Origin of the sequence: Roseobacter litoralis Och 149 (assembly GCF_000154785.2) — a bacterium.
In the GTDB taxonomy this organism is placed as follows: Bacteria; Pseudomonadota; Alphaproteobacteria; order Rhodobacterales; family Rhodobacteraceae; genus Roseobacter; species Roseobacter litoralis.
Genome location: NC_015730.1, coordinates 2,176,920 through 2,196,380, shown reverse-complemented (window position 1 = coordinate 2,196,380; position 19,461 = coordinate 2,176,920). Strand labels below are relative to the sequence as shown.

The following is a 19,461-nucleotide window of genomic DNA, read 5'->3' as shown; positions in this document are numbered from 1 at the left end:
ATGCGGCAGGTTCCCAATATCGCAGGCGTGTTGCTGCTTGGCTTTTTCGCGCTGTTTCCGCTGGTCTATTCTGGCGGCAACTACGACTACGTGATGCATGTGCTGATCACGGCGTTCTTTTACGCGATCCTTGCCTCCAGCTGGTCGATGCTGGCGGGCTATGCCGGGCAGTTTTCCTTTGGGCATATGGCCTTCATGGGGATCGGCGCGTATGGTACGGCGCTGTTCTGCCATTACTTTTATATCACCTCGGAACCCACTGGAATATGTACAGAATTCGCGTTCTTCGGGAATTACTTTGTGATCAAGAACGCCATCGGGGTGACCTCGACCACACTGGATCAGGATTGTCTGGCGCAGGCGGTGGCCGTCTGGGGCGATAGCGTCAGCGTGCGGCCCATGCCGGTACTGATGGGCATCATCCTTGGCACCATGGCGGGTGGTCTGTCCGGCCTGTTGGTGGGGCTTTTGGTGCTGCGGTTGCGGGCGGCCTATCTGGCACTGTTCACGCTGGGCTTTTCCGAGATCGTCAAGGCAGTGATTTCGGCTGAGATTGACATCACCCGGGGACAGGCCGGTTTGGAACTGCCTGCGCTTTTTGAAAACGGCGTGAGCCTGATGGGCACCACCTTCGATAAAACGGACAAGATCCCGCCCTATTATATCATGCTGGGGCTCTTGGTGTTGTGCCTTGCCTTGCTGGCGTGGCTTGCGCGCTCGCGCTTTGGTCTGTTTGTGCGGGCACTGCGCGAGGATCAGGATGCCGCCGCCGCGCTTGGCGTGAATACCACGCGTTACAAGGTCTACGTCTTTACCATCACCACGGCCATGGCGGCAGCGGCAGGGGCGGTACAGGCGCATTACGTGCAGATCGTGACGCCGAACCTGATGTTCCTGTTGCAGATGTCGCTCGTGGTTGCCATGGCGGTGATCGGCGGGGTCGAGAACTTTGTCGCGGCGGCGCTTGGCGCGATCTTTCTGCAAATCCTGTTGGAGCTTTTGCGCACCAGCTTTACGATTGGCGGTGTTGAGGTCGACATGACCGTCTGGCGGTTGGTCTTCTTTGGCATACTGCTGATGATCACCCTTCGGTTTTTCCGAAACGGGCTGATCGCGCCCATCATCGCCTATTTCTACCGCTCCGGCATGGCCGAAGAAACCGTGGCCAAGCGCAAGACGGGGGCACCGGCATCATGATCCATCTCAAGGTCTCAAATCTGCACAAACGCTTCGGGGGCAATCACGTGCTCAAGGGCGTCAACTTTGAAATCAACGGGCCGGAACTGATCGGGGTGCTTGGGCCGAATGGCGCGGGCAAGACGACGATGACCAATATCCTTGATGGCGCCATCAAGCCCAGCAGCGGCACGGTGTACCTCAACGATCAGCGGATCGACCAGATGCACCCGTTCGAGGTGGCGCGTGCGGGTCTTGGCCGCACATTTCAGGTGACGCGGTCGTTTCGCCGCATGACGGTGTTGGAAAACCTCTATGTGCCGTCGCTCGCCATGGGGCATATGGCGCAGGGTCGTGCGCTGACAGCCAAGGCTGATGAGGTGCTGGAATTCCTGACGATTGATCATTTGCGCAATGAATACGCACAGGCGCTGTCGGGCGGGCAGCAAAAACTGCTGGAACTGGGGCGGCTGCTGATGCTGGACCCGGATGTCATCATTCTGGATGAGCCTTTCGCAGGTGTGCACCCCAAACTGATGGAGGTGATCTATGCTTACATCCGGCGCATGCAGGCGGCGGGCAAAGCCATCGTGCTGATCTCGCACCAGATGGACGCGATTTTCGCGCTGTCGGAACGCTTGCTGGTGTTGAATTTCGGTGATCTGATCGCTGATGGCAAACCCGATGATGTCAAGAACGACCCGGAGGTGATCAAGGCTTACCTCGGCACAGATGACGAGGATGCCGCATGAGCGATGCCGTGCTTGAAATGAAGAACCTGAGCGTGGGGTACTACAGCGACCTCAACATCCTGTCTGATCTGGATATCAAAGCGCGCCGGGGGCAGATCACCACCATTCTGGGCGCCAATGGCGTCGGAAAATCCACAGCGCTCAAGGCCGCTTTCGGGTTTTTGCAGCCAAACCAAGGAGATATCCTGCTAGAGGGCAAAAGCATCCTGAACATCCCGCCCTATCAGAAAATCCGCTCCGGTCTGGCCTATATTCCGCAGCAACCGGGTGTGTTCAAGGACATGACGGTTGAGGAAAACCTCGAACTGGGCGGCTGGACCTTTCGCCGCGATGCCAAGCAGGTGCGCGACAAGATCGAACAGAACTACGACCGCTTTCCCGCCTTGCGCGACAAGCGCAAGCAGGTGACCGGCGAGCTATCCGGCGGGCAACAGCGCATGGTTGAGATCGGGCGCACCCTGATGGCGGAGCCGCGCATGTTGCTGGTGGATGAACCCACGGCTGGTCTGTCCAAGATGCTGGCGCGCGAAGTCTATGACATGCTGATCGATCTGAAAAAGGAGAACCTGACCATCCTGCTGGTCGATCAGGAAATCCGTCAGGCGCTCAAGATCGCGGATTACGTCTATGTGCTTGAGCTTGGGCGCAACAAGTTTGAGGGCCCGGCCGCGGATTTCACCGATCTGGAAAAGGCGTTCTGGGTGGCGTGATGAGTAAGCCGAGCAATCTCTTTTGGGGGGCAAGCCGACGCAAAGCGCGCATGGTGCGGGCCGAGGGTGTGTATCTTTGGGATGACACCGGCAAGCGGTATCTGGATGGATCGTCCGGTCCGATGACCTGCAACATCGGGCATGGCAATGCCGCCGTTCTGGCGGCGATGCAGGATCAGATGCGGGCCTCGACCTTTGCCATGCGGCTGCATTTCGAAACCAACCCGGCAGAGCATCTTGCGACCCGTTTGGCGGAAATCGCTCCCGGCAATCTGGATCAGGTGTTTTACACCTCCGGCGGGTCTGAGGCAGTGGAAAGTGCGATGAAACTGGCCCGCGCCCATGCGCTGGCCATGGGCGAGGCACAGCGCTGGAAGGTGATTTCCCGGTATCCCGCCTATCATGGTTGCACGCTCGGTGCCTTGTCTGTCACGGGCTATGCGCCGATGACGGCACCGTTTGATCCGATGATGGTGCAGATGCCGAAAATCCCCGCGCCGCGTGCCTATCTTGACGGGCTGGACATGGATGACCCCGCGACCGGGCATCATTACGCTGACATGTTGGAACACAGCATCCTTGCCGAAGGGCCCGAAACCGTGCTCGCCTTTATCGTCGAACCCATTGGCGGGGCGTCGACGGGCGCTTTGGTGCCGCCTGCGGGATATATGGCCCGCATCCGCGATATCTGCGACCGTTACGGTGTGTTGCTGATCCATGATGAGGTGATCTCGGGCGGGGGGCGTGTTGGGACGTTTTTCGCCGGTGACCTCTGGGGCGTGGTGCCTGACATGATCACCCTGTCCAAAGGGTTCGGCGCGGGATACATGCCGCTGGGGGCGGTCATCCTGCGCGCGCCGATTGCCGGGGCTGTCGTCGGCGCTGCCAACTACCTGCACGGCTTTACCTATGGCGGCAACCCGCTGGCCTGTGCTGCAGGGCTGGCGGTACTGGACGAGATCGAGCGGCAAGGCATGATGGACACTGCCGTCACGGTGGGCACGCGACTCGGCACAAGGCTGCGCGCGTTGATGCAGCGTTATGAGATCGTGGGCGACGTACGCGGCACCGGGTTGTTGCAGGCGTTTGAACTGGTCTCGGACCGCACGACGATGGCACCGCTGCCCGCAGGGTTGAATGCCTATGACCGTCTGGTCGAAATCGCCTATGAAAACGGGCTGATCATCTATGCGCGACGGTCTCGCGGCGGTCATGCGGGCGATCATTTTCTGCTGGCCCCGCCGATGATCGCTACGGATGCCAATATAGACGAGATCATGGAAAAGCTGACCCGCTCGCTTGATACCTTCATCGCAGAAAGCAGGCTCTGAATGTCCCGCATCATCATCAGTTGCGCCGTTACAGGCTCCATCCACACGCCGACCATGTCAGACGCCTTGCCCTATCGGCCCGAGGATATCGCGGATCAGGCCGTCGGGGCCGCCGAGGCCGGGGCCTCGATCCTGCATCTGCATGCGCGCGATCCTGAAAACGGGCACCCCTCAGCGCAGGCGGCGCATTTCATGGCCTTTCTGCCGGACATCAAGGCACGCTGCGATGCGGTGGTGAACCTGACCACCGGCGGCAGTGCGATCATGACGCTGGATCAGCGACTGGAGGCCCCGTTAGCAGCAGAGCCTGAGATGTGTTCGCTGAACATGGGCACGATGAATTTTGCACTGTATCCGATGGCAGCGCGCTATGAGACTTGGAAATTCGACTGGGAAAAACCGTTCTTGGAAAACTCCGACGATCTGGTGTTCAAGAACACCCCCCGCGATATCGAGGCCGTACTGACCCGTATGGGCGATGAGCGCGGCGCAAGGTTCGAATTTGAATGCTACGATACAGGGCATCTGACCATGCTCAAACACTTCGTGGATCGTGGGTTGGTCAAGACACCGATCTTTTTGCAATTCGTGTTTGGCGTCTTGGGGGGGATGGCGGCAACGGCGGAAAACCTGACGCATATGAAACGGCTGGCCGATCAGTATTTCGGGGATGATTACCAGTTTTCGGTTCTCGCCGCAGGTCGGGCGCAAATGCCGCTGGCGGTCATGGCGGCGGGCATGGGCGGGCACGTGCGTGTCGGATTGGAAGATAACCTCTATATCGCCAAAGGAGTTCTCGCCAAATCCAACGCAGAACAGGTCGCCAAGATCAGGAGCCTCGTGGAAGGGGTGGGCCGCACGGTCGCAAACCCGGCTCAAACGCGTGAGTTACTTGGGCTGAAGGGCGTTGCGCATGTGCGCTTCTGATCTGCGCATTCAGACTGTTGGCACTGAGGATGTATCTGCCCTGATGCGGGCTTTGAAAGCTCTGGCGCGGGATTTGGATGATCCGTTCAAGGCCACACCGGATGATATATCAAAGGCGCTTTTTGGTCCAGACAGCTTTGCCTTGGCGTTGCTGGCCCGGCAGGGCGACCGCGTGTCCGGTGCGGTGTTGGCAGCGCCTTTGTTCAGCACGATGGGCGGCGGGCCCGCTTTATATGTATCGGACCTTTGGGTGGACGTATCCGCGCGCCAGCAGGCCGTTGGCAAACGCTTGCTGGTGGCAGCCTCCATCGAGGGGTCCAGACGCTGGCAAACGACCGGGCTGAGGCTAACGGTCTATCGCGACAATGCGCCGGCGCGCGCTTTTTATGACAGACTTGGGTTTGCCCTGAACGAAAAAGACCTGAGCGCTTTTCTCCCCGGCACGCGCGTTGCCGCCTTGCAAGAGGGCGCGGAATGACCGTGTCCATTCGACCTCGACAGTGCTGCAAAATAGGATTTGCAGTGCTGTGGCGGGTGGGGCAAATACGGGTTTCGCCGGGGCGCACGGCCAAATCAAAGAAGGTGTCGCATGAAAGTTGAGTATCATACCGTTTATCTGAAAAAGCGCTTTCCGCTGCGGATCAGTCGTGGCGTGTTTGAAGGGTCGGACAACCTGTATATCTCCCTCACGGAAAACGGACACACAGGCTGGGGTGAGATGGCACCGGGCGGCACCGAAGGCGCAGAGACAGCCGCCGCCGGTCAGGCAATGCTTGAACAGTTCTGCGCCACCGGGCTGAGCGCGTCAATCCATGATACATGGCAGAATGCGCATGCCGCAGGGGTTGCGCCCTGTGCGCTCGCAGCTCTTGATATGGCGCTTTGGGATTTGCGGGCGAAACAGGCGGGGGTGCCGCTTTATGCGCTTTTAGGTCTGGCGCGCCGCGCTGTGGTCAGCTCCGTGACCGTGGGGATCAACCCGCCGGATGTGGTGCGCGAACGGGTGCCGTTGCTTTTGGCGCGAGGGGCGCGGGCGCTCAAGATCAAGCTTGGCTCGCCCGAGGGTATCGAGGCCGACCAAGCCATGTTCGCCGCGGTCTTTGAGGCCGCGCAGGGCAGTGGTGCAGTCTTGCGGGTGGATGCAAATGGCGGCTGGTCGCTGAAAGATGCGCGCCGCATGATGGGCTGGCTGGCAGAGCATGACGTTGAATACATTGAACAACCGCTTGTGCGCGGGGCCGAAGATCAACTGCCCGATTTGTTCAAGGATCGCGCCATGCCGATCTTTGTCGATGAGAGCTGCCGGATGTCAGGCGATATCGCGACGTTCTTTCAGTCGGTCGATGGGGTGAACCTGAAACTGATGAAATGCGGCGGAATCACGGAGGCATTGCGCATTGTTGCCACGGCCCGTGCCTTTGGGCTCAAGACCATGATTGGCTGCATGGGCGAAAGCTCCGTTTCGATTGCGGCCGGTGCCTCGATCGGGGCGCTGTTTGATTACATCGACCTTGATTCACATCTGAACCTTGACCCGGACCCTGCCACCGGCGCGCCATTTGAAAACGGAATAACTTTGCCGGCAGATCAGCCCGGCCATGGAGGAGTGCTCAGCCATGCTTGACCCGAACCAGCCGATCGCAATTTTCGCCGAAGCCACCATGGGTCTGTTGAATGCAAAGATGGCCGAGGGGATCCTGCGTTATGGGCGCAACCCGGCAGTGGCCGTGATCGACAGCACCAAGGCGGGCAAAACCGTCGGTGATGTCTGTCGGCTGCAAAGCGATGTGCCGATAGTTGCGACGCTGGAAGAGGCCATTGCATTGGGTGCGCAGGTGCTGGTTCTGGGTACTGCACCTTCTGGCGGGCGGGTGCCGGGGGAGTGGATGGATATCCTGCACCGCGCCGTTGGCGCCGGGCTGTCCATCGTCAACGGCATGCATGACGAACTGGCCCCGACGCTGGGGCGTGATCTGGCCGAGGGGCAATGGATATGGGACATTCGCATGGCGCAGGGCACCTTGCCCGATATCGCCATGGGCCGGGCCGCCGCATTGTCGAATGCGCGCATCCTGATGGTTGGCACGGATATGGCCGTGGGCAAGATGACGGCCGGGTTGGAAATTCACCGCAGCCTTTGCGAGGCTGGTGCGGATGCGGCGTTTCTTGCATCAGGCCAGACAGGGATTGCCATCATGGGCACAGGCATTCCGCTGGATGCGTTCCGCGTGGACCATGCAGCGGGCGCGGTTGAACGCATGGTGCTGGGCGCCGCGGATCATGACTATGTGATCGTCGAGGGGCAGGGATCCTTGCTACATCCGGGCAGTACGGCAACGCTGCCGCTGATGCGCGGCAGCTGCTGCACCAGCATGATCCTGTGTCACCGTGCCGGGATGAAGGCCCTTGATACGCTGGACAATGTGCGCGTGCCGCCCCTGCGGGATGTGATTGCGCTGAATGAAATGACGGCGACGGCCAATGGGACGCTCACGGCCGCCAAGGTGCTCGGTATCGCGCTCAACACCAGCCATTTGAGCGAGGATGCAGCGAAAGCAGCCATTGAAGAAACCATGGCCGAGACCGGGTTGCCCGTGAGCGATCTTGTCCGATTTGGGGCGGCCCCGCTGGCAGACGCAATCATGGCGTTTCACACCAAGTGACACGCGCAAACCGCGCTGTGGCTACAGTGCCGCTTTGCGCACGACAGTCTGAAAGATCTGCGCCGTGTCTTGCCAGGTCGGTAGCGTTTCGGCGCGGGCTTTGGACAATCCGCTGAGCTGTGTTGCGGTCTCGGACGACGTGAGTATGCGGCGCAGCGCGGCGGCGAAAGCAACCGGATCGTCGGGCGGTGTCAGCAAACCTGCCTCGCCAACGGTTTCCGGCACGGCCCCAACCTCGCAGGATACGACGGGCAGGCCGAAGAGCATCGCCTCGCTCAACACCATGCCATAGCCCTCATAGCGGGTGGCAAGGGCAAAGATCGATGCCGCCTCAAATTGGCGGCGCAATGCGGTTTCGTCCAACTCACCGGTGAAGGTCACCCTGTCGCAAAGGCCGAGTTCGCGGCACTGTCGCGTCAGCTTATCTGCAACCACCGGATCGTGAATCTGACCGCATATCGCAGCGGTCCATGTCAGGTCACGGATGTTGGACAAGGCATCCAGCAGCACATCGTGCCCTTTGCGCTCAGCCAGCAGGCCAACGGACAGGATCAATGGCGGATCAACCGGGGGGCTGTTGCGTGTGGGACGATTAAATCCGGGCAACGCCACGGTGATTGTCTGCGGGTCTGCGCCAAACTCCCGTGTCAGAACCTGTGCGGTATGCGGGCTGGGGACGATCACCTGTGCCGTATGTGTGAGGGCTGCCGCCTCATTTGCACGCAAGAAGGCTGCGCGCGCGGGGGACAGGCCGGTTTCGGTGCCAAGGGGATGGTGGATCATCGCGATGATCGGTGCCTGCACCTGCGCAAGCCCCTCAGGGTCAATAGCCCCGAACACGAGACCATCCAGAATGATCGGCACCTCAGATGGCACGCCGCGCAGGGCCGCGAGCGCTGTTTGCATGTCGCTTGCAGATGGATCGGGAAACCCATCCGGAAGCTGCAGATGCGCGGTCGCAAAACCCTGTTCATTCAATACACGCAACACCGTGGCTTCGTACAAAAACCCACCGGTTCTGCGATCCTTGTCGCCCGGAATCGCGAAAACCGCCTGCGTCATATCACCTGTTCACTTGCATACTTTGATAAAATCACGCGCTCCAGCCAGACCACCACCGCATACATACCGACTGCAAGCAACGTGGTGGCAAGGATGCACGACCACAGCATATTGTAGTTGGAGGTGGTGGAGGTCAAGGCCACCAGCAGCCCGATTCCTTTGCCCGTAACCAGCCACTCCGTGGTTGTGACCGCAAGGATCGCGGCGGGCACCGCCATTTTGGCGGCGGCAAAGAATGCAGGCAGCATCGTCGGGATCTGGGCGAGACACAGAACGGTTATGGGCCCTGTGCCATAGCTGCGAAAAAGGTCAGTCACCTGCCGTGGGGTCTGCCGCAGCCCCTGCAGGCAGGCCACAAAAGTCGGGAAAAAGATCATGATCGCGATCACCGCAATTGTGCCAACGGCCCCGCGCCCCAGCGCCAGTACGATCAGCGGTGCGGTGGTGATAATGGGGATTGCGCGCAGGGCGACGGCCACGGGCAGGACGACACCTGAAGCCTTGGGAAGAAGGATCACCGCCATGGCCAGTGCCGCGCCCAGCACCAGCCCGGCAATATAGCCGGGAATTGTGGCCGCTGTGGTCTGGGCCAGTGCGCTGAGCAGTGTCGCGCGGGCGTCGGCATCGCTTCGCAGATAACTCAGCACGTCTGCGGGGCGTTTTGCAAAGAACCGGTTCAGGTCTGCCAAATCCATGGTGATCTGCCAGAAAAGGATCAACAGCACCGCCGCGCCAAGCGTTTCGATTATCCCGCGCCAGCGCTTGTGGCCCATGCTCCGGGGCGGGGACAGAATGATGTCAGGGGCATATCCAACCAGCCAGCGACCAAGCCTGCCCACAAGCGCATAAAGCAGCATCGCCATGGCAGCAGAAATGATCGCCAGTGACCACGTGGCCTCAACATCCAAGCTGCGCATCGCCCGCAGCGTCAGCACACCAAGGCCGCGTTCCGCGCCTGTGAACTCTCCGATCATCGCGCCGAGAAAGGCGGCGGGTGCGGCGATCTGCAGACCGACAAACAGATAGGGCAAACTGGCGCGCGCGCGGATGGTCACAAGGCTGGTGATTGCGCCGCGTCCATAAACCGACATCAGATCTGACCAATTGGCCGGCATCGCGCGCAACCCGACACGCAGGGCAAGGAAGGTGGTGTAATAGACTGCCAGCGCGGCAAGCGCGATCTGCGGAACATCGCCGGGGCCGGAAATAACCCTGAGGATCGGGCCGGTTGCCACAAGGGGCAGGCAGAAAATCACGAGGGCCGCGGATGAAATAACGCGTTCCGCGCGTGGAAAGACAATCACGACGCTGGCCATGATACCGGCAGCGAGGTTCCCCCAGATGAAACCCAGTGCGGCGTTCTGGGTTGTGGTTGACGTGGCGCGGCCCAAGAGACCGAGGTTCGCCCAGATATGGGAGATTATTCCAACTGGGCCAACGAACAAGAGGTTGTCTGCAAAGACCTGTGCCGCCATTTCCCACAGACCCAAGAGCACAAGTGCCGCAATGCCTCCTTTGCAAATGGACATTCAGACGGTGACCCCAAGGGCGTCGAGGACCTCTTTGGTTTTGGCCTGAAAGACAGGCAGGCGCGTGATGGACATGCTGCGCCGTCCCTCAAGCATGACCGGAATATCCGCGATGATCTGGCCCGGACGTTCTGACAGAACGATGATCCGGTCCGACAGGAGCACCGCTTCGTCTACGGAGTGGGTGACCATGATGGTTGTGGTGTCCCGGTCGCGCCAGAGCGGGGGCAGGTCCGCGTTCAGCTTGCTGCGCGTCAGGGCATCCACCGCGCCAAAGGGTTCATCCAGCAAGAGCACATCAGGCTCGGAGATCAGGCTGCGGGCGATGGCTGCGCGTTGTCGCATCCCACCCGAAAGCTCCGCCGGGCGATGCCCTTCAAACCCGGCCAGTCCAACCAGCGCGATCAGGGCATCGGCGCGGTGATCCGGTTTGCGCGCAAGCCGCGCCCCGAGCGTCACATTCGCACGCACCGTCCGCCACGGCAGCAGGGCATGGTCCTGAAACGCCATCGACAGCGCGCCGGATCTGGCGACCTCCTTTGGAGGCTTGTGGCCGATGCGCACGGTGCCTTCTGTGGGATCTTCAAGCCCGGCAATCAACCGCAGCAACGTGGACTTACCACACCCCGACGGTCCGACCAAAGCCGTTGTCTGTCCGGGTGCAAAAGTCACGGACAGCGGCCCAAGGGCGGCCCCATCATCAAAGCGCTTTGCAAGCCCTTCGCAGCGAATTTCGTTTTGTGACATGCGGTTTTTACGCGTGCGCCTCTTCCAGCAGCGATCTGTCCCACAGATCTGCGCTGACGTCACGGCCCAGCAGCGCTAGCGTTTCCAAATTTGCAGCAATGGTCTCTTGCGTGAACCAGCCGAACCCGCTGGTCTGCGTCAATTCCGAGAACATCAGCGGCACTTGTCGTTCCGCCTGCAGTTTCTGCGTGGCCAGATCGAGGCCAGCATCGGGAAACATCTCAACCGTCAACGCCGCTGCGGCATCGGTGTCGGACAGATAATCGTTCCATCCCATCACTTCGCCCTTGAGCAGGTTCACAAGATCAGCGCGGCGGCTGGCGATGCTGTCTTCGGTTGCGATATAGGTCTGCGAATGCACAGAATAGCCGTGATCCGCCATCAGCATGGTGGTGTTTTCAACGCCTTGAATATCCATCGCGACAGGCAGGTCCGTCTCCCAACAAAGCAGGCAATCCACCTGTCCGCTGACCAGCGGTGCAGGGTCATATTGGGTCGGCACAATTTCGATTTGCGTGATGTCTATGTCGTTGATTGTACAGAGAGCCTGCAGAACAGGGGTGTTGGAAACCGACATGCCGATTTTCTTGCCGATCAGATCCGCAGGGCTGTTCACCGGGTTGGCCGAAAGGGACGCGATCGCGAACGGGTTCTTTTGCATGGCCACAGCGATGATTTTGAAAGGTGCACCCTGTGCGACGGCAGCGGCTGTATAATCGGCCGCAGAGATGCCGACCAAGGCTGTGCCTGATACGACTGGTGGTTCGACTGGGGCGTTGGGGCCGCCTTGGGACAGAGCTATATCAAGGCCCCGGTCTGCCCAGTAGCCACGATCAAGCGCGATGTAGCTGCCGCCAAACTGCACAGAATGCAGCCATGAAAGCTGAAAGTTCACGGCGGTGTTTGCGCGGGCCAGCGTGGGCAGGCCGAGCGTTGCAGCGCCCAATGCCGCCCCACCGGTCTGGAGCAAAGCGCGTCGTGTGGGATGATGAAGATGTCTCATAAAACGTCCATTTTCGAAGTGTGAGGTAAAGGATGAGTTTGTGTGGATTTCATCGCGATCAAAACGGCCGGGAGGGCCGCCAAGAGCATCACGGCTCCGTAAGCGATCCCGGCGGCGACCCCGGCACCGGGGCTCGCACCGATCATGGGAAACAGCGCCGCAGCCGCGCCTTCGCGCCAACCCCAGCCCCCGATAGACAGAGGGATCAGCATGGAACACAGGATCAAAGGCACCAGCGTGGCAAGATCTTGCAGCGGTATGATGGTCTGCGTGGCGCGGGCGCAGGCATAAAAGCTGAAAACCAAGAGTGCCGCAATCACCAGAGAATACCCGATAAGGCGAGGGGCTCTGATCAACTCCAAGGCCAGTCGCACGAACCGGGCGGATGCAGATGCGCCGCGCGCAAGGATCACGGCGCTGCCCAGTGCTGCGCAAAATAAAGCTATGCCGAGCCATGTCCAGACAGGCCAATTTACGCCGCCCGGTATCATCAGCGCAGCGGCAAAGCCGACCGCCATCAGCGCAAAGATCGAAATCTGACCAATCAGCCGCTCCGTTGCGACGGATTGCGCGGCGCGCATCAGGTCACCCTGCCGCCGGATACGAAACGCGCGCCCCACGTCGCCGATAACTCCGCCCGGCAGGGCCATATTGGCCAGTTGAGCGACGTAATATTCAGACCATGCATGCGCAAATGAAAGCCGTATGCCAAGCGCCTGCGCCACGATCTGCCAGCGCCGTGCCATCAGAGCCGTCAGCGCGGTCAGCGACACAAAAGCCGCACAAAGCCACGTCAGGTCGGCATCGCGAAGTTGATGGATGACAACCATTGGATCGACCCACCACAGCAGCCCCGCCATCACCGCGCCTGAAACGGCAAGCTTGAGAAACCACCGCATCATTCGACCACCCCGACCAACTGTTGAGTCGCGGAAAAAGCGGACAGAAAGTCATTTCGAAACATGTCCATACGGCGGACCGGGGCGTCTGGGTCCGGGATCAGGCCGTCGCTCCAGCCCCAGGTGTCAATGCGTGCCACAAGGTCAGGGGGGCCGATCATGTGCACTGCTACGTCATGATTGTCGCTGCCCGCCACAAATCCAGCGGCTTGATGATCGCCGATGACCATCACAAGCGGTGCGTGCTCGCCCAATCGCGCGATGTGAGAGAGCGTCACCTGCAGCGAATAATCAATCGCGTCCCGATAGGCGGCGCGCACGTTGTCGCGGTCTTTCCAAAGGTCGCGCGGCGTCGGGCCTTGCGCGACCATTTCGTTAAACTCGGTGCCGTCCTTGATGTCGCCCCATTCCAGCATGTCCGGGACAGGGACCCAAGGGGCGTGCGAAGAGATCAATGCAATTTGGATGAACTCCGGGCGCGGATCCTCGGACAACAGCGCGGGGTAGGCGGCCAGCGTGAACTGGTCAGGCATCGTGACCCAGTTGAACGGGTTGCCCTCATAGGGAATGTCTGCTGCGGCAAAAACCTGATCAAACCCCATTTTGCTGCTTTCCGGCCAGCTTAGCGTGATTGCGGGCATGATCGCCGTCGTTCTGTACCCGGCGTCTTGTGCGAAATGAAACAGCCACCGGTGACCGCTGGCAAGCATGGCGTTGTAGCGGCCATTGTCGCTTGTCCACAAGCCACTCGCCAGTGTGCCATGGGCCAGCCAACTCTGACCGCCCGCCGTGGGCGAGGTGAGCCAGCCGCTGCGCATGGCAAAACCAGCTTGGTCGAGCGCATGCTGGCCCGATTTCAGCGTTTCGAGATGTGTCGGGGCATAGAGCGGGTTGTCAAAACTCGCCCGGCCATAGCTCTCGACATAGATCAGGATCACGTCGCGCCCGTTCAACTGGTCCAGCAGGCCGGTGGCATTGGCGAAGCTGTCAGTCTTTGCATCCTTGGAGAACTGGACCAGATCCGCAGCCGTTTCGCGCATCTCAACCGCACGCTTGAATGCAAGCCGTGATGTCCATGCACTGCCGGGTGGGCTGCGTTCGAACGTCCAATACGCGAGGTGATGGCCTGCATCCGCTACGGCCCAGCCGCCAAAGCCGATTGCCGCAATCAGGCTGCATATGCGGCCCCAACGCGGCACGCTCAGGATGGCCCATGCCCGCAGGCTACGCATCAAGGCCACAAACACCAAGACCAATACGATCGCGCTGCCCGCGATGGCAAGATAGGTGAGGGGTTTGCCAATGCTGTCGCCCAGCAACCCGATGCCCGCATTCATCAAGAACGCATCAAGTATCGGGTTAAAGGTCCTGTTATAGGCTGTGAACATACCGTAATCGGCGAGTTTCAAAAACGTCGCGGCAAGAAGAGCCATCGCGAGGGTGCCGATGAGCCACGGTCGATTGCCAAGCGCGATCATGCCCAGCAACAATACCGGCAGCTCAAGCGGAAACCTGTTCAGCGCAGTCAGGTTCATCGTACCCGGATGGTTGGGCAGGACAAGCACCAGAAAAAGCATGAGACTGGCCAAAGCAAGATAAACGGGCTTGGTCATCAAGGGCGGCCCAGCAACCAACGCGTATCGCTGGCAAAAGACCACAGCAACAAGCCAGCGGCCCCCCATGATAACGGCGCCATCAGCCACAGCGGGGTCAAGGGGCATATCAATGCGATCAGGGCCGCGATTTGTATGACACATATGGTCTTGCGTCGCAGGCTGTCAGGCAGGGCAGCGCGCAATTTTGGCAAAAACAGGCTCGCGACCACGAATGCATATCGTGTGAACCCCAAAAACAGGATTTCAGGCCCGACATGACCGTCTGTCAACAAAATGAGCGCCAGAACGGCACCGAGAAGGGCGTCAATCTCCATGTCGAAGCGCGCGCCGAAGGCGGATGTAAGACCGGATCGGCGTGCCAGCCAACCGTCCAACCCATCAAGCGCAAACGCTGTGCAGGCGAGGGCAAACACGGCCCAAGTGGCGGGTTGCGCAGCCACAACCGCACCCGCCAAGACCGCAACCAGCGCTGCGCGTATCAAGGTGACGCCATTGCCCATCCCGAGCGACCGGTGAGAATAATGCATCACCATCCCACGCAAGGCGATGGCGCTTGTGAGCACGAACAATCCAAACGGCAGGGCAAGGTTGTCAAAGACCGCTTGCGCAGCCCATGAAACGACCACGAGCAAGGTAACAGCCAGTAGCAAAAACAGCGATGGGGGGGCAAAAACGACCCGTCCTGTCCAAATATGCTGCCTGTTGCCCTCTATCACCGTGATCCCACCGTTCGTTTACCTAACAAAGCACGTAGGTCGCCAATAGATCATGGCTACTCCGATGACCTGTTTTAAGCGGCTTTGTTACGCCTCTTCACGGTACAGTGACCAGAGCATGCAGCGGACGGTGGTCAGATGCCGCATGAATGCCGGGATGATCCAGCACGCCCACGCTCTCGACACGGCCGGGCGCGTCGGTCAGGATCCGGTCCAACGGCAATATGGGCCACCGTGCCGGAAAGGTGCATTTTGCCGGGCCTTTGAGGGATGTTCCCACAATAGCTTTGCAGAACGCAGCACCGCCCCAGGGCCGCCATTCATTCAGATCACCGAGCAGGATTGTCTGCATTTTTGGACGTCTCATCAGGTACTGGCCGATGATGCGCATCTGAACGATACGCAAGGGCTGTGATAACGACAAATGCGTGGAGATGACCCGCACGGCGCGCCTGTCAATCAGGGTTTCGACGGCAACCGCGCCCCGGTGGCAATGTCCCGGCAAATCAATCACATCGGCGTGCGTTTGATCAAAGCGATTGTGCAAAAACAAGATTGTGCCCAGAAATCCGTAGCTGTTCGAACCCCACCGAAGTGCTGCGTCCTGATGGGCATATGCAAGTCCCGTCGCCTTGGAAATCTGCGCGATGTTCAGAATGCCGCCATGGGGTGGGCATTCCTCATCCGCTTCCTGCAAAGCGAGAATATCGGGCGCGGCCGGGGCGAGGATTTGCGAGATTGCGCTTTCAATGCGACCCGGGTCAACTTGACCATCGGATCCTTTCGCGCGGTGGATATTCCACGTCATGCATTTCAGTTTGAGCACCCGCATTCCTTTCCGGTCACGTTGAGGTTATCCGCTTAAAACTGCAGGTGCACATCTGTCGGAAACTTGTAAACGTATTATCTAAGATGCAATTCAACCGAAATCGGAGATTCCTATGCGTATTTTGACGTGCACCACTTTGGCCGTTGCGATCTTTGGCACAACTGCGCTCGCTGAGCCCGCACGCTTTGAGCTTGACCCATCCCATACGGCAGTTTTCTTTACCGTTGATCACATTGGATATGCCAAGACTTTGGGTATCTTCGGTACGGTCAGCGGCGAATTCACCTATGACACGGTCACTCAGGACCTGAGTGATGTGCGAGTGAGCATTGATGCGGCCAGCGTCAACACGTTTGACAGTGCCCGCGATGGGCATGTCAAAAACAAGGATTTTCTGGATGTGTCAAATCATCCCGAGATTACATTTGTGGCAACCGGCGGGACGCCAACCGGCGATACGGCGGGCACGGTAACGGGTGATTTGACCATTCTCGGGCAGACCCAGCCCATTACGCTTGATGTGACCCTCAACAAGGCGGCAGAATACCCCTTTGGTCACAAGCGTATGACGCTTGGTCTGTCGATAGAGACATCGATTGAGCGTAGTGATTTTGGGATGACCTATGCGGTCGGCAACGGGCTGGTCGGCGATACGGTTGATATCAAGATTGAAACCGAAGCCATGAAAATGGACTGACCACGCGCCGCCCGTCAGGCATCATATCTGGGGATATGGTGCCTTTGCGCGCGATGCGGGGACGCCGAAAGCGTCCAAATGACATCAGGCCGCAGCTTTTGGCCAGATCGCCGGACAATCGGGACGAGTAACAGCGGGGCACGCGGTCATGTTGCTCAATTCCGCCTCTGTCCTGAAGCCGAAGCCATTCAAGCCGTTCCGCTGTTATTTTTGATTGTTGCGCGAGCATTGCTGCACTGAGCTTGCGGCTGACCATGGCCGGTCAACCGCAAGCTCAGTGCAGCGGTTCAAACAAAATGCGGTAAGCCTGTCGTTGGCTACGCGGACGTGAGCAACAGGCGGACTTTTCTGATCACGGGGTCGGCGGGTGACCCTGTTTGCAGGCTGAAATCACCCTTCAGGGGATCCTTGAACAACGGGTCGATCCCCGTGGTTTGCCCGTCAGCAACATTGAAATTATCGACCACCGTAAAGCGGGCATCATCCGCTACATTCGCGCGCATCCACATGTCGCCATCCGGATTCCATGCGATATTGCCGCGCAACTCAATACCATCCACGATCGGTTGACCGGCCAGATTGGTTCCGAACGTCGCCCAGTCATCAATATTGAGATCGCGGTAAAACCCGTCGGTATTGGTGTTATAGAGCGTGTTCAAGCGCGCGCGAATGCGACGGATATGCCCGATGTCCTGCTGGTCCTTTGATGGATGCCGCTGAAAGTGAATGCCGATGCGCGACAGATGGGCAAGGGTGTTGTTATCGATGTCAATGTCTTCAAAAACCAGACCGTCACCACTGTCGTCATCGTCTTCCTCACGCGACAGAACAATGCCCGCACGGCAATGCGTTACAACGTTGTCTTTGACGGAGATTCTGCGAATGTCGGTCTCACCCGCATCCAGATAGATGCCGTAGCGAATGACCCGATCAATACGATTTCCATGAATTTCACCATCAACCACGTGGTTTTTGAAGTCGATCCCATATTGGCGGCTGTTGTGGACGTTATTGCCGTAAACATAGACATGTTGCACGCTGTTGGCGACTGTGATGGCTTCACCGACGCCGCCGGGTTCGCCGAATGAATTGGTGATCGTGTCATTGTAATCGGTGACAACATTGGTCTGTGTCACCTCATTGTTCCGGATGGTGATGTGGCGCGTGCGAAAGGGATCGGTCGGGGAAACTGGCAATTCCGGCCGTTCGCCACAGGCGAGAATGCCGCTCAGCCCGGTGTGTTGGGTAAAGCAATCCTCGACGATATGGTTGCCGGTGACGGTGTTTTCCCCATGCCCGGCGATGAAGATGCCGTTGCGCCAGCAGTATTCGACGGTCAGTCAACGCAGCACCACATGGTTCTTGCCCACGATGCGTATGCCGTCGCGCATGGCGTTGTTTTGGGCCACACCGGGTCCGCCATACGCCACGTGGCTTTTCAAATCGCCACGTATGATGACCTGCCGCTCTTCTCCGGGCAGTGTCGTGATCGTGAGCGGGCTGCCTGCGCTGCCGCTGCCTTGCACCTCGAAGGGATCGTAGACGCCGGGGCGCAGAAAGATCGTATCACCGGGCATGGCTCTGGATGTGGCAAATTCCGGGCTTTGGTAGGGGTTTGTGGCGGCCCCGGTTCCGACGCTGTCGCTGCCTGTGGGCGAGACATAGATTTCTGCCGAAGGGACATAGGCCTTGCCCGCGCGGCTCAGTTCTCCTGCGCCGACTTCCCAATTGACCCGCCGTCCGGCATCCGGCCCGCGCAGACGCAGCGATATGGCGCCAAACGTCAAATCACCATTGATGCGCAGAAACGGGTTTAACTCCGCATTCTGGCAAGTGAGGATCACGTTGTGAACACCAATGGTGCGTTGCAGTTGGCGAAAGCCGAATGGGCCGTTGATTGCGGTGAACAGCCCGTTGGAGCCGCCATCCCCGGTTATTTCGTAATAAAGGACATAGTCTTCACCCGTCGTCAAAGCACGGGTTGTCGTCGCAACCGCGCGGCCCGCACCGCTGAAGCGTCCCGTCGTGGTGTTGCTCAGCTCATCCCCGGTCGTGCCCAAAGGCAGATCGACGGTCCATTCCGCTTTGCAGCAAGAGACGAAGCCAAAAGTCAGCGACCCTTCGGTGCGAAGAAGCGTTGTATCCGTGTCATTTGTTGCCGTCACAAGGCGATTGTGAACTCCGGGAGTCGTATTGAGGGCCTGAAAGTCAAACGGGCAACCTAAGCGGGGGAAATACACAGTCGCGAGCGGGCTGGCCTCGCTGATTTCATAGGAAACCAGGTACAGAGCGCCAAGCTCCAGCGTTTGCGTCAGTTCAGCGGCAACCACGCTGTCATCCCCAGAAGGCGCAGAAAGGCTTGTGACCAATTCCGCCAGCTCAGGACTGGCAGGCGCGTCGCGCAGCAAGGGGCGCGTGTCGCGGTCATCGAGGGTCAGGGCCGATAACGTCAGATCCACGCGCCCATGCGTGCGCAGCCTCGCAAGGCGGAGCTTCATCTGCGTCGCTTCCTTGTCAAAGGAGGATGCGACTGAAATCTTGATCTGGGGGGCCGTCGTGGACTGACTGACGCCGAGACTAAGTATATTCATGGATCATAACACCTAAACATTGCCGTTGTTTTGTTTTCCAAAGGTGCTGTGGCACCGACGGGTGAATAATTTTGATGCGCACCCACCCCGAGCACCGCGCATCAACCTGCAGCTGCCGCTATCGCGGCCTGTGCACGCGCCAGACAGGGCCTATTAAACGCCCTGAGACAGGCGCATGCGTTGCGGGTGTGTTTGCCCCGCGTGTGCAACACG

General features: G+C 59.3%; 18 protein-coding genes and 1 pseudogene. 9 read left to right on the top strand and 10 right to left on the bottom strand.

The features are described from left to right. From RLO149_RS10450 to RLO149_RS10415, 8 genes are all read left to right on the top strand, one after another. On the top strand, positions 1–1,197 hold the full coding sequence (locus tag RLO149_RS10450) for a branched-chain amino acid ABC transporter permease (protein WP_013962056.1): 1,197 nt from the start codon (positions 1–3) through the stop codon (positions 1,195–1,197). Beyond that, positions 1,194–1,928, top strand: coding sequence for an ABC transporter ATP-binding protein (locus RLO149_RS10445; RefSeq protein ID WP_013962055.1), 735 nt, complete (start codon positions 1,194–1,196; stop codon positions 1,926–1,928). The genes RLO149_RS10450 and RLO149_RS10445 overlap by 4 nt, the downstream gene beginning before the upstream one ends. Further along, positions 1,925–2,638 carry an ABC transporter ATP-binding protein gene (locus RLO149_RS10440; RefSeq protein WP_013962054.1) on the top strand — a complete coding sequence of 238 codons (714 nt, stop codon included), beginning with the start codon at positions 1,925–1,927 and terminating at the stop codon, positions 2,636–2,638. Before RLO149_RS10445 ends, RLO149_RS10440 begins: the two co-directional genes overlap by 4 nt. Continuing rightward, positions 2,638–3,969 carry an aminotransferase family protein gene (locus tag RLO149_RS10435; RefSeq protein WP_013962053.1) on the top strand — a complete coding sequence of 444 codons (1,332 nt, stop codon included), beginning with the start codon at positions 2,638–2,640 and terminating at the stop codon, positions 3,967–3,969. Before RLO149_RS10440 ends, RLO149_RS10435 begins: the two co-directional genes overlap by 1 nt. Beyond that, positions 3,970–4,896, top strand: coding sequence for a 3,5-dioxohexanoate:acetyl-CoA acetone transferase (kce, locus tag RLO149_RS10430; RefSeq protein WP_013962052.1), 927 nt, complete (start codon positions 3,970–3,972; stop codon positions 4,894–4,896). Continuing rightward, positions 4,883–5,374 (top strand): GNAT family N-acetyltransferase, encoded by a 492-nt coding sequence (locus RLO149_RS10425; protein ID WP_013962051.1) that lies wholly within the window; start codon positions 4,883–4,885, stop codon positions 5,372–5,374. Before kce ends, RLO149_RS10425 begins: the two co-directional genes overlap by 14 nt. A gap of 111 nt (positions 5,375–5,485) precedes the next feature. Further along, complete coding sequence (locus RLO149_RS10420; protein WP_013962050.1) at positions 5,486–6,520, top strand: mandelate racemase/muconate lactonizing enzyme family protein; 1,035 nt, start codon at positions 5,486–5,488, stop codon at positions 6,518–6,520. Continuing rightward, positions 6,513–7,559, top strand: a complete 1,047-nt coding sequence (locus RLO149_RS10415; protein ID WP_013962049.1) for an N-acetyltransferase DgcN family protein — start codon at positions 6,513–6,515, stop codon at positions 7,557–7,559. Before RLO149_RS10420 ends, RLO149_RS10415 begins: the two co-directional genes overlap by 8 nt. 21 nt (positions 7,560–7,580) lie before the next feature. On the opposite strand, the gene RLO149_RS10410 is transcribed toward RLO149_RS10415, so the two are convergent. The 8 genes and pseudogenes from RLO149_RS10410 to RLO149_RS10375 all read right to left on the bottom strand — a co-directional run bounded on the left by RLO149_RS10410 (position 7,581) and on the right by RLO149_RS10375 (position 15,963). Next, a complete protein-coding gene (locus RLO149_RS10410; RefSeq protein WP_013962048.1) occupies positions 7,581–8,621 on the bottom strand; it encodes a glycosyltransferase family 4 protein in 1,041 nt (346 codons plus the stop codon). Further along, on the bottom strand, positions 8,618–10,150 hold the full coding sequence (locus tag RLO149_RS10405) for an ABC transporter permease (RefSeq protein WP_013962047.1): 1,533 nt from the start codon (positions 10,148–10,150) through the stop codon (positions 8,618–8,620). Before RLO149_RS10405 ends, RLO149_RS10410 begins: the two co-directional genes overlap by 4 nt. Continuing rightward, positions 10,151–10,807, bottom strand: a pseudogene (locus RLO149_RS10400) (ABC transporter ATP-binding protein); the annotation flags it as partial. A 97-nt stretch (positions 10,808–10,904) separates the two neighbouring features. After that, on the bottom strand, positions 10,905–11,900 hold the full coding sequence (locus RLO149_RS10395; protein WP_013962045.1) for an ABC transporter substrate-binding protein: 996 nt from the start codon (positions 11,898–11,900) through the stop codon (positions 10,905–10,907). After that, positions 11,897–12,802: a lysylphosphatidylglycerol synthase transmembrane domain-containing protein gene (locus RLO149_RS10390; RefSeq protein ID WP_245538162.1), complete on the bottom strand. Its 906-nt coding sequence runs from the start codon at positions 12,800–12,802 to the stop codon at positions 11,897–11,899. The genes RLO149_RS10395 and RLO149_RS10390 overlap by 4 nt, the downstream gene beginning before the upstream one ends. Continuing rightward, the gene (locus RLO149_RS10385; protein ID WP_013962043.1) at positions 12,799–14,412 is read right to left on the bottom strand and encodes a sulfatase-like hydrolase/transferase; all 1,614 of its coding nucleotides are present in this window, start codon (positions 14,410–14,412) and stop codon (positions 12,799–12,801) included. Before RLO149_RS10385 ends, RLO149_RS10390 begins: the two co-directional genes overlap by 4 nt. After that, positions 14,412–15,041, bottom strand: a complete 630-nt coding sequence (locus RLO149_RS10380; protein WP_245538173.1) for a CDP-alcohol phosphatidyltransferase family protein — start codon at positions 15,039–15,041, stop codon at positions 14,412–14,414. Before RLO149_RS10380 ends, RLO149_RS10385 begins: the two co-directional genes overlap by 1 nt. Positions 15,042–15,228: 187 nt before the next feature. After that, positions 15,229–15,963, bottom strand: a complete 735-nt coding sequence (locus RLO149_RS10375) for an endonuclease/exonuclease/phosphatase family protein (protein WP_013962041.1) — start codon at positions 15,961–15,963, stop codon at positions 15,229–15,231. A 109-nt stretch (positions 15,964–16,072) separates the two neighbouring features. Between RLO149_RS10375 and RLO149_RS10370 the strand changes: the two genes are divergently transcribed. After that, positions 16,073–16,657 (top strand): YceI family protein, encoded by a 585-nt coding sequence (locus RLO149_RS10370; protein ID WP_013962040.1) that lies wholly within the window; start codon positions 16,073–16,075, stop codon positions 16,655–16,657. A gap of 317 nt (positions 16,658–16,974) precedes the next feature. Here RLO149_RS10370 and RLO149_RS10365 read toward each other — a convergent pair whose 3' ends face one another. Continuing rightward, complete coding sequence (locus RLO149_RS10365; RefSeq protein WP_083825457.1) at positions 16,975–17,997, bottom strand: right-handed parallel beta-helix repeat-containing protein; 1,023 nt, start codon at positions 17,995–17,997, stop codon at positions 16,975–16,977. Next, positions 17,998–19,248 carry a hypothetical protein gene (locus RLO149_RS10360; protein ID WP_013962037.1) on the bottom strand — a complete coding sequence of 417 codons (1,251 nt, stop codon included), beginning with the start codon at positions 19,246–19,248 and terminating at the stop codon, positions 17,998–18,000. Positions 19,249–19,461 lie beyond the last annotated feature (213 nt).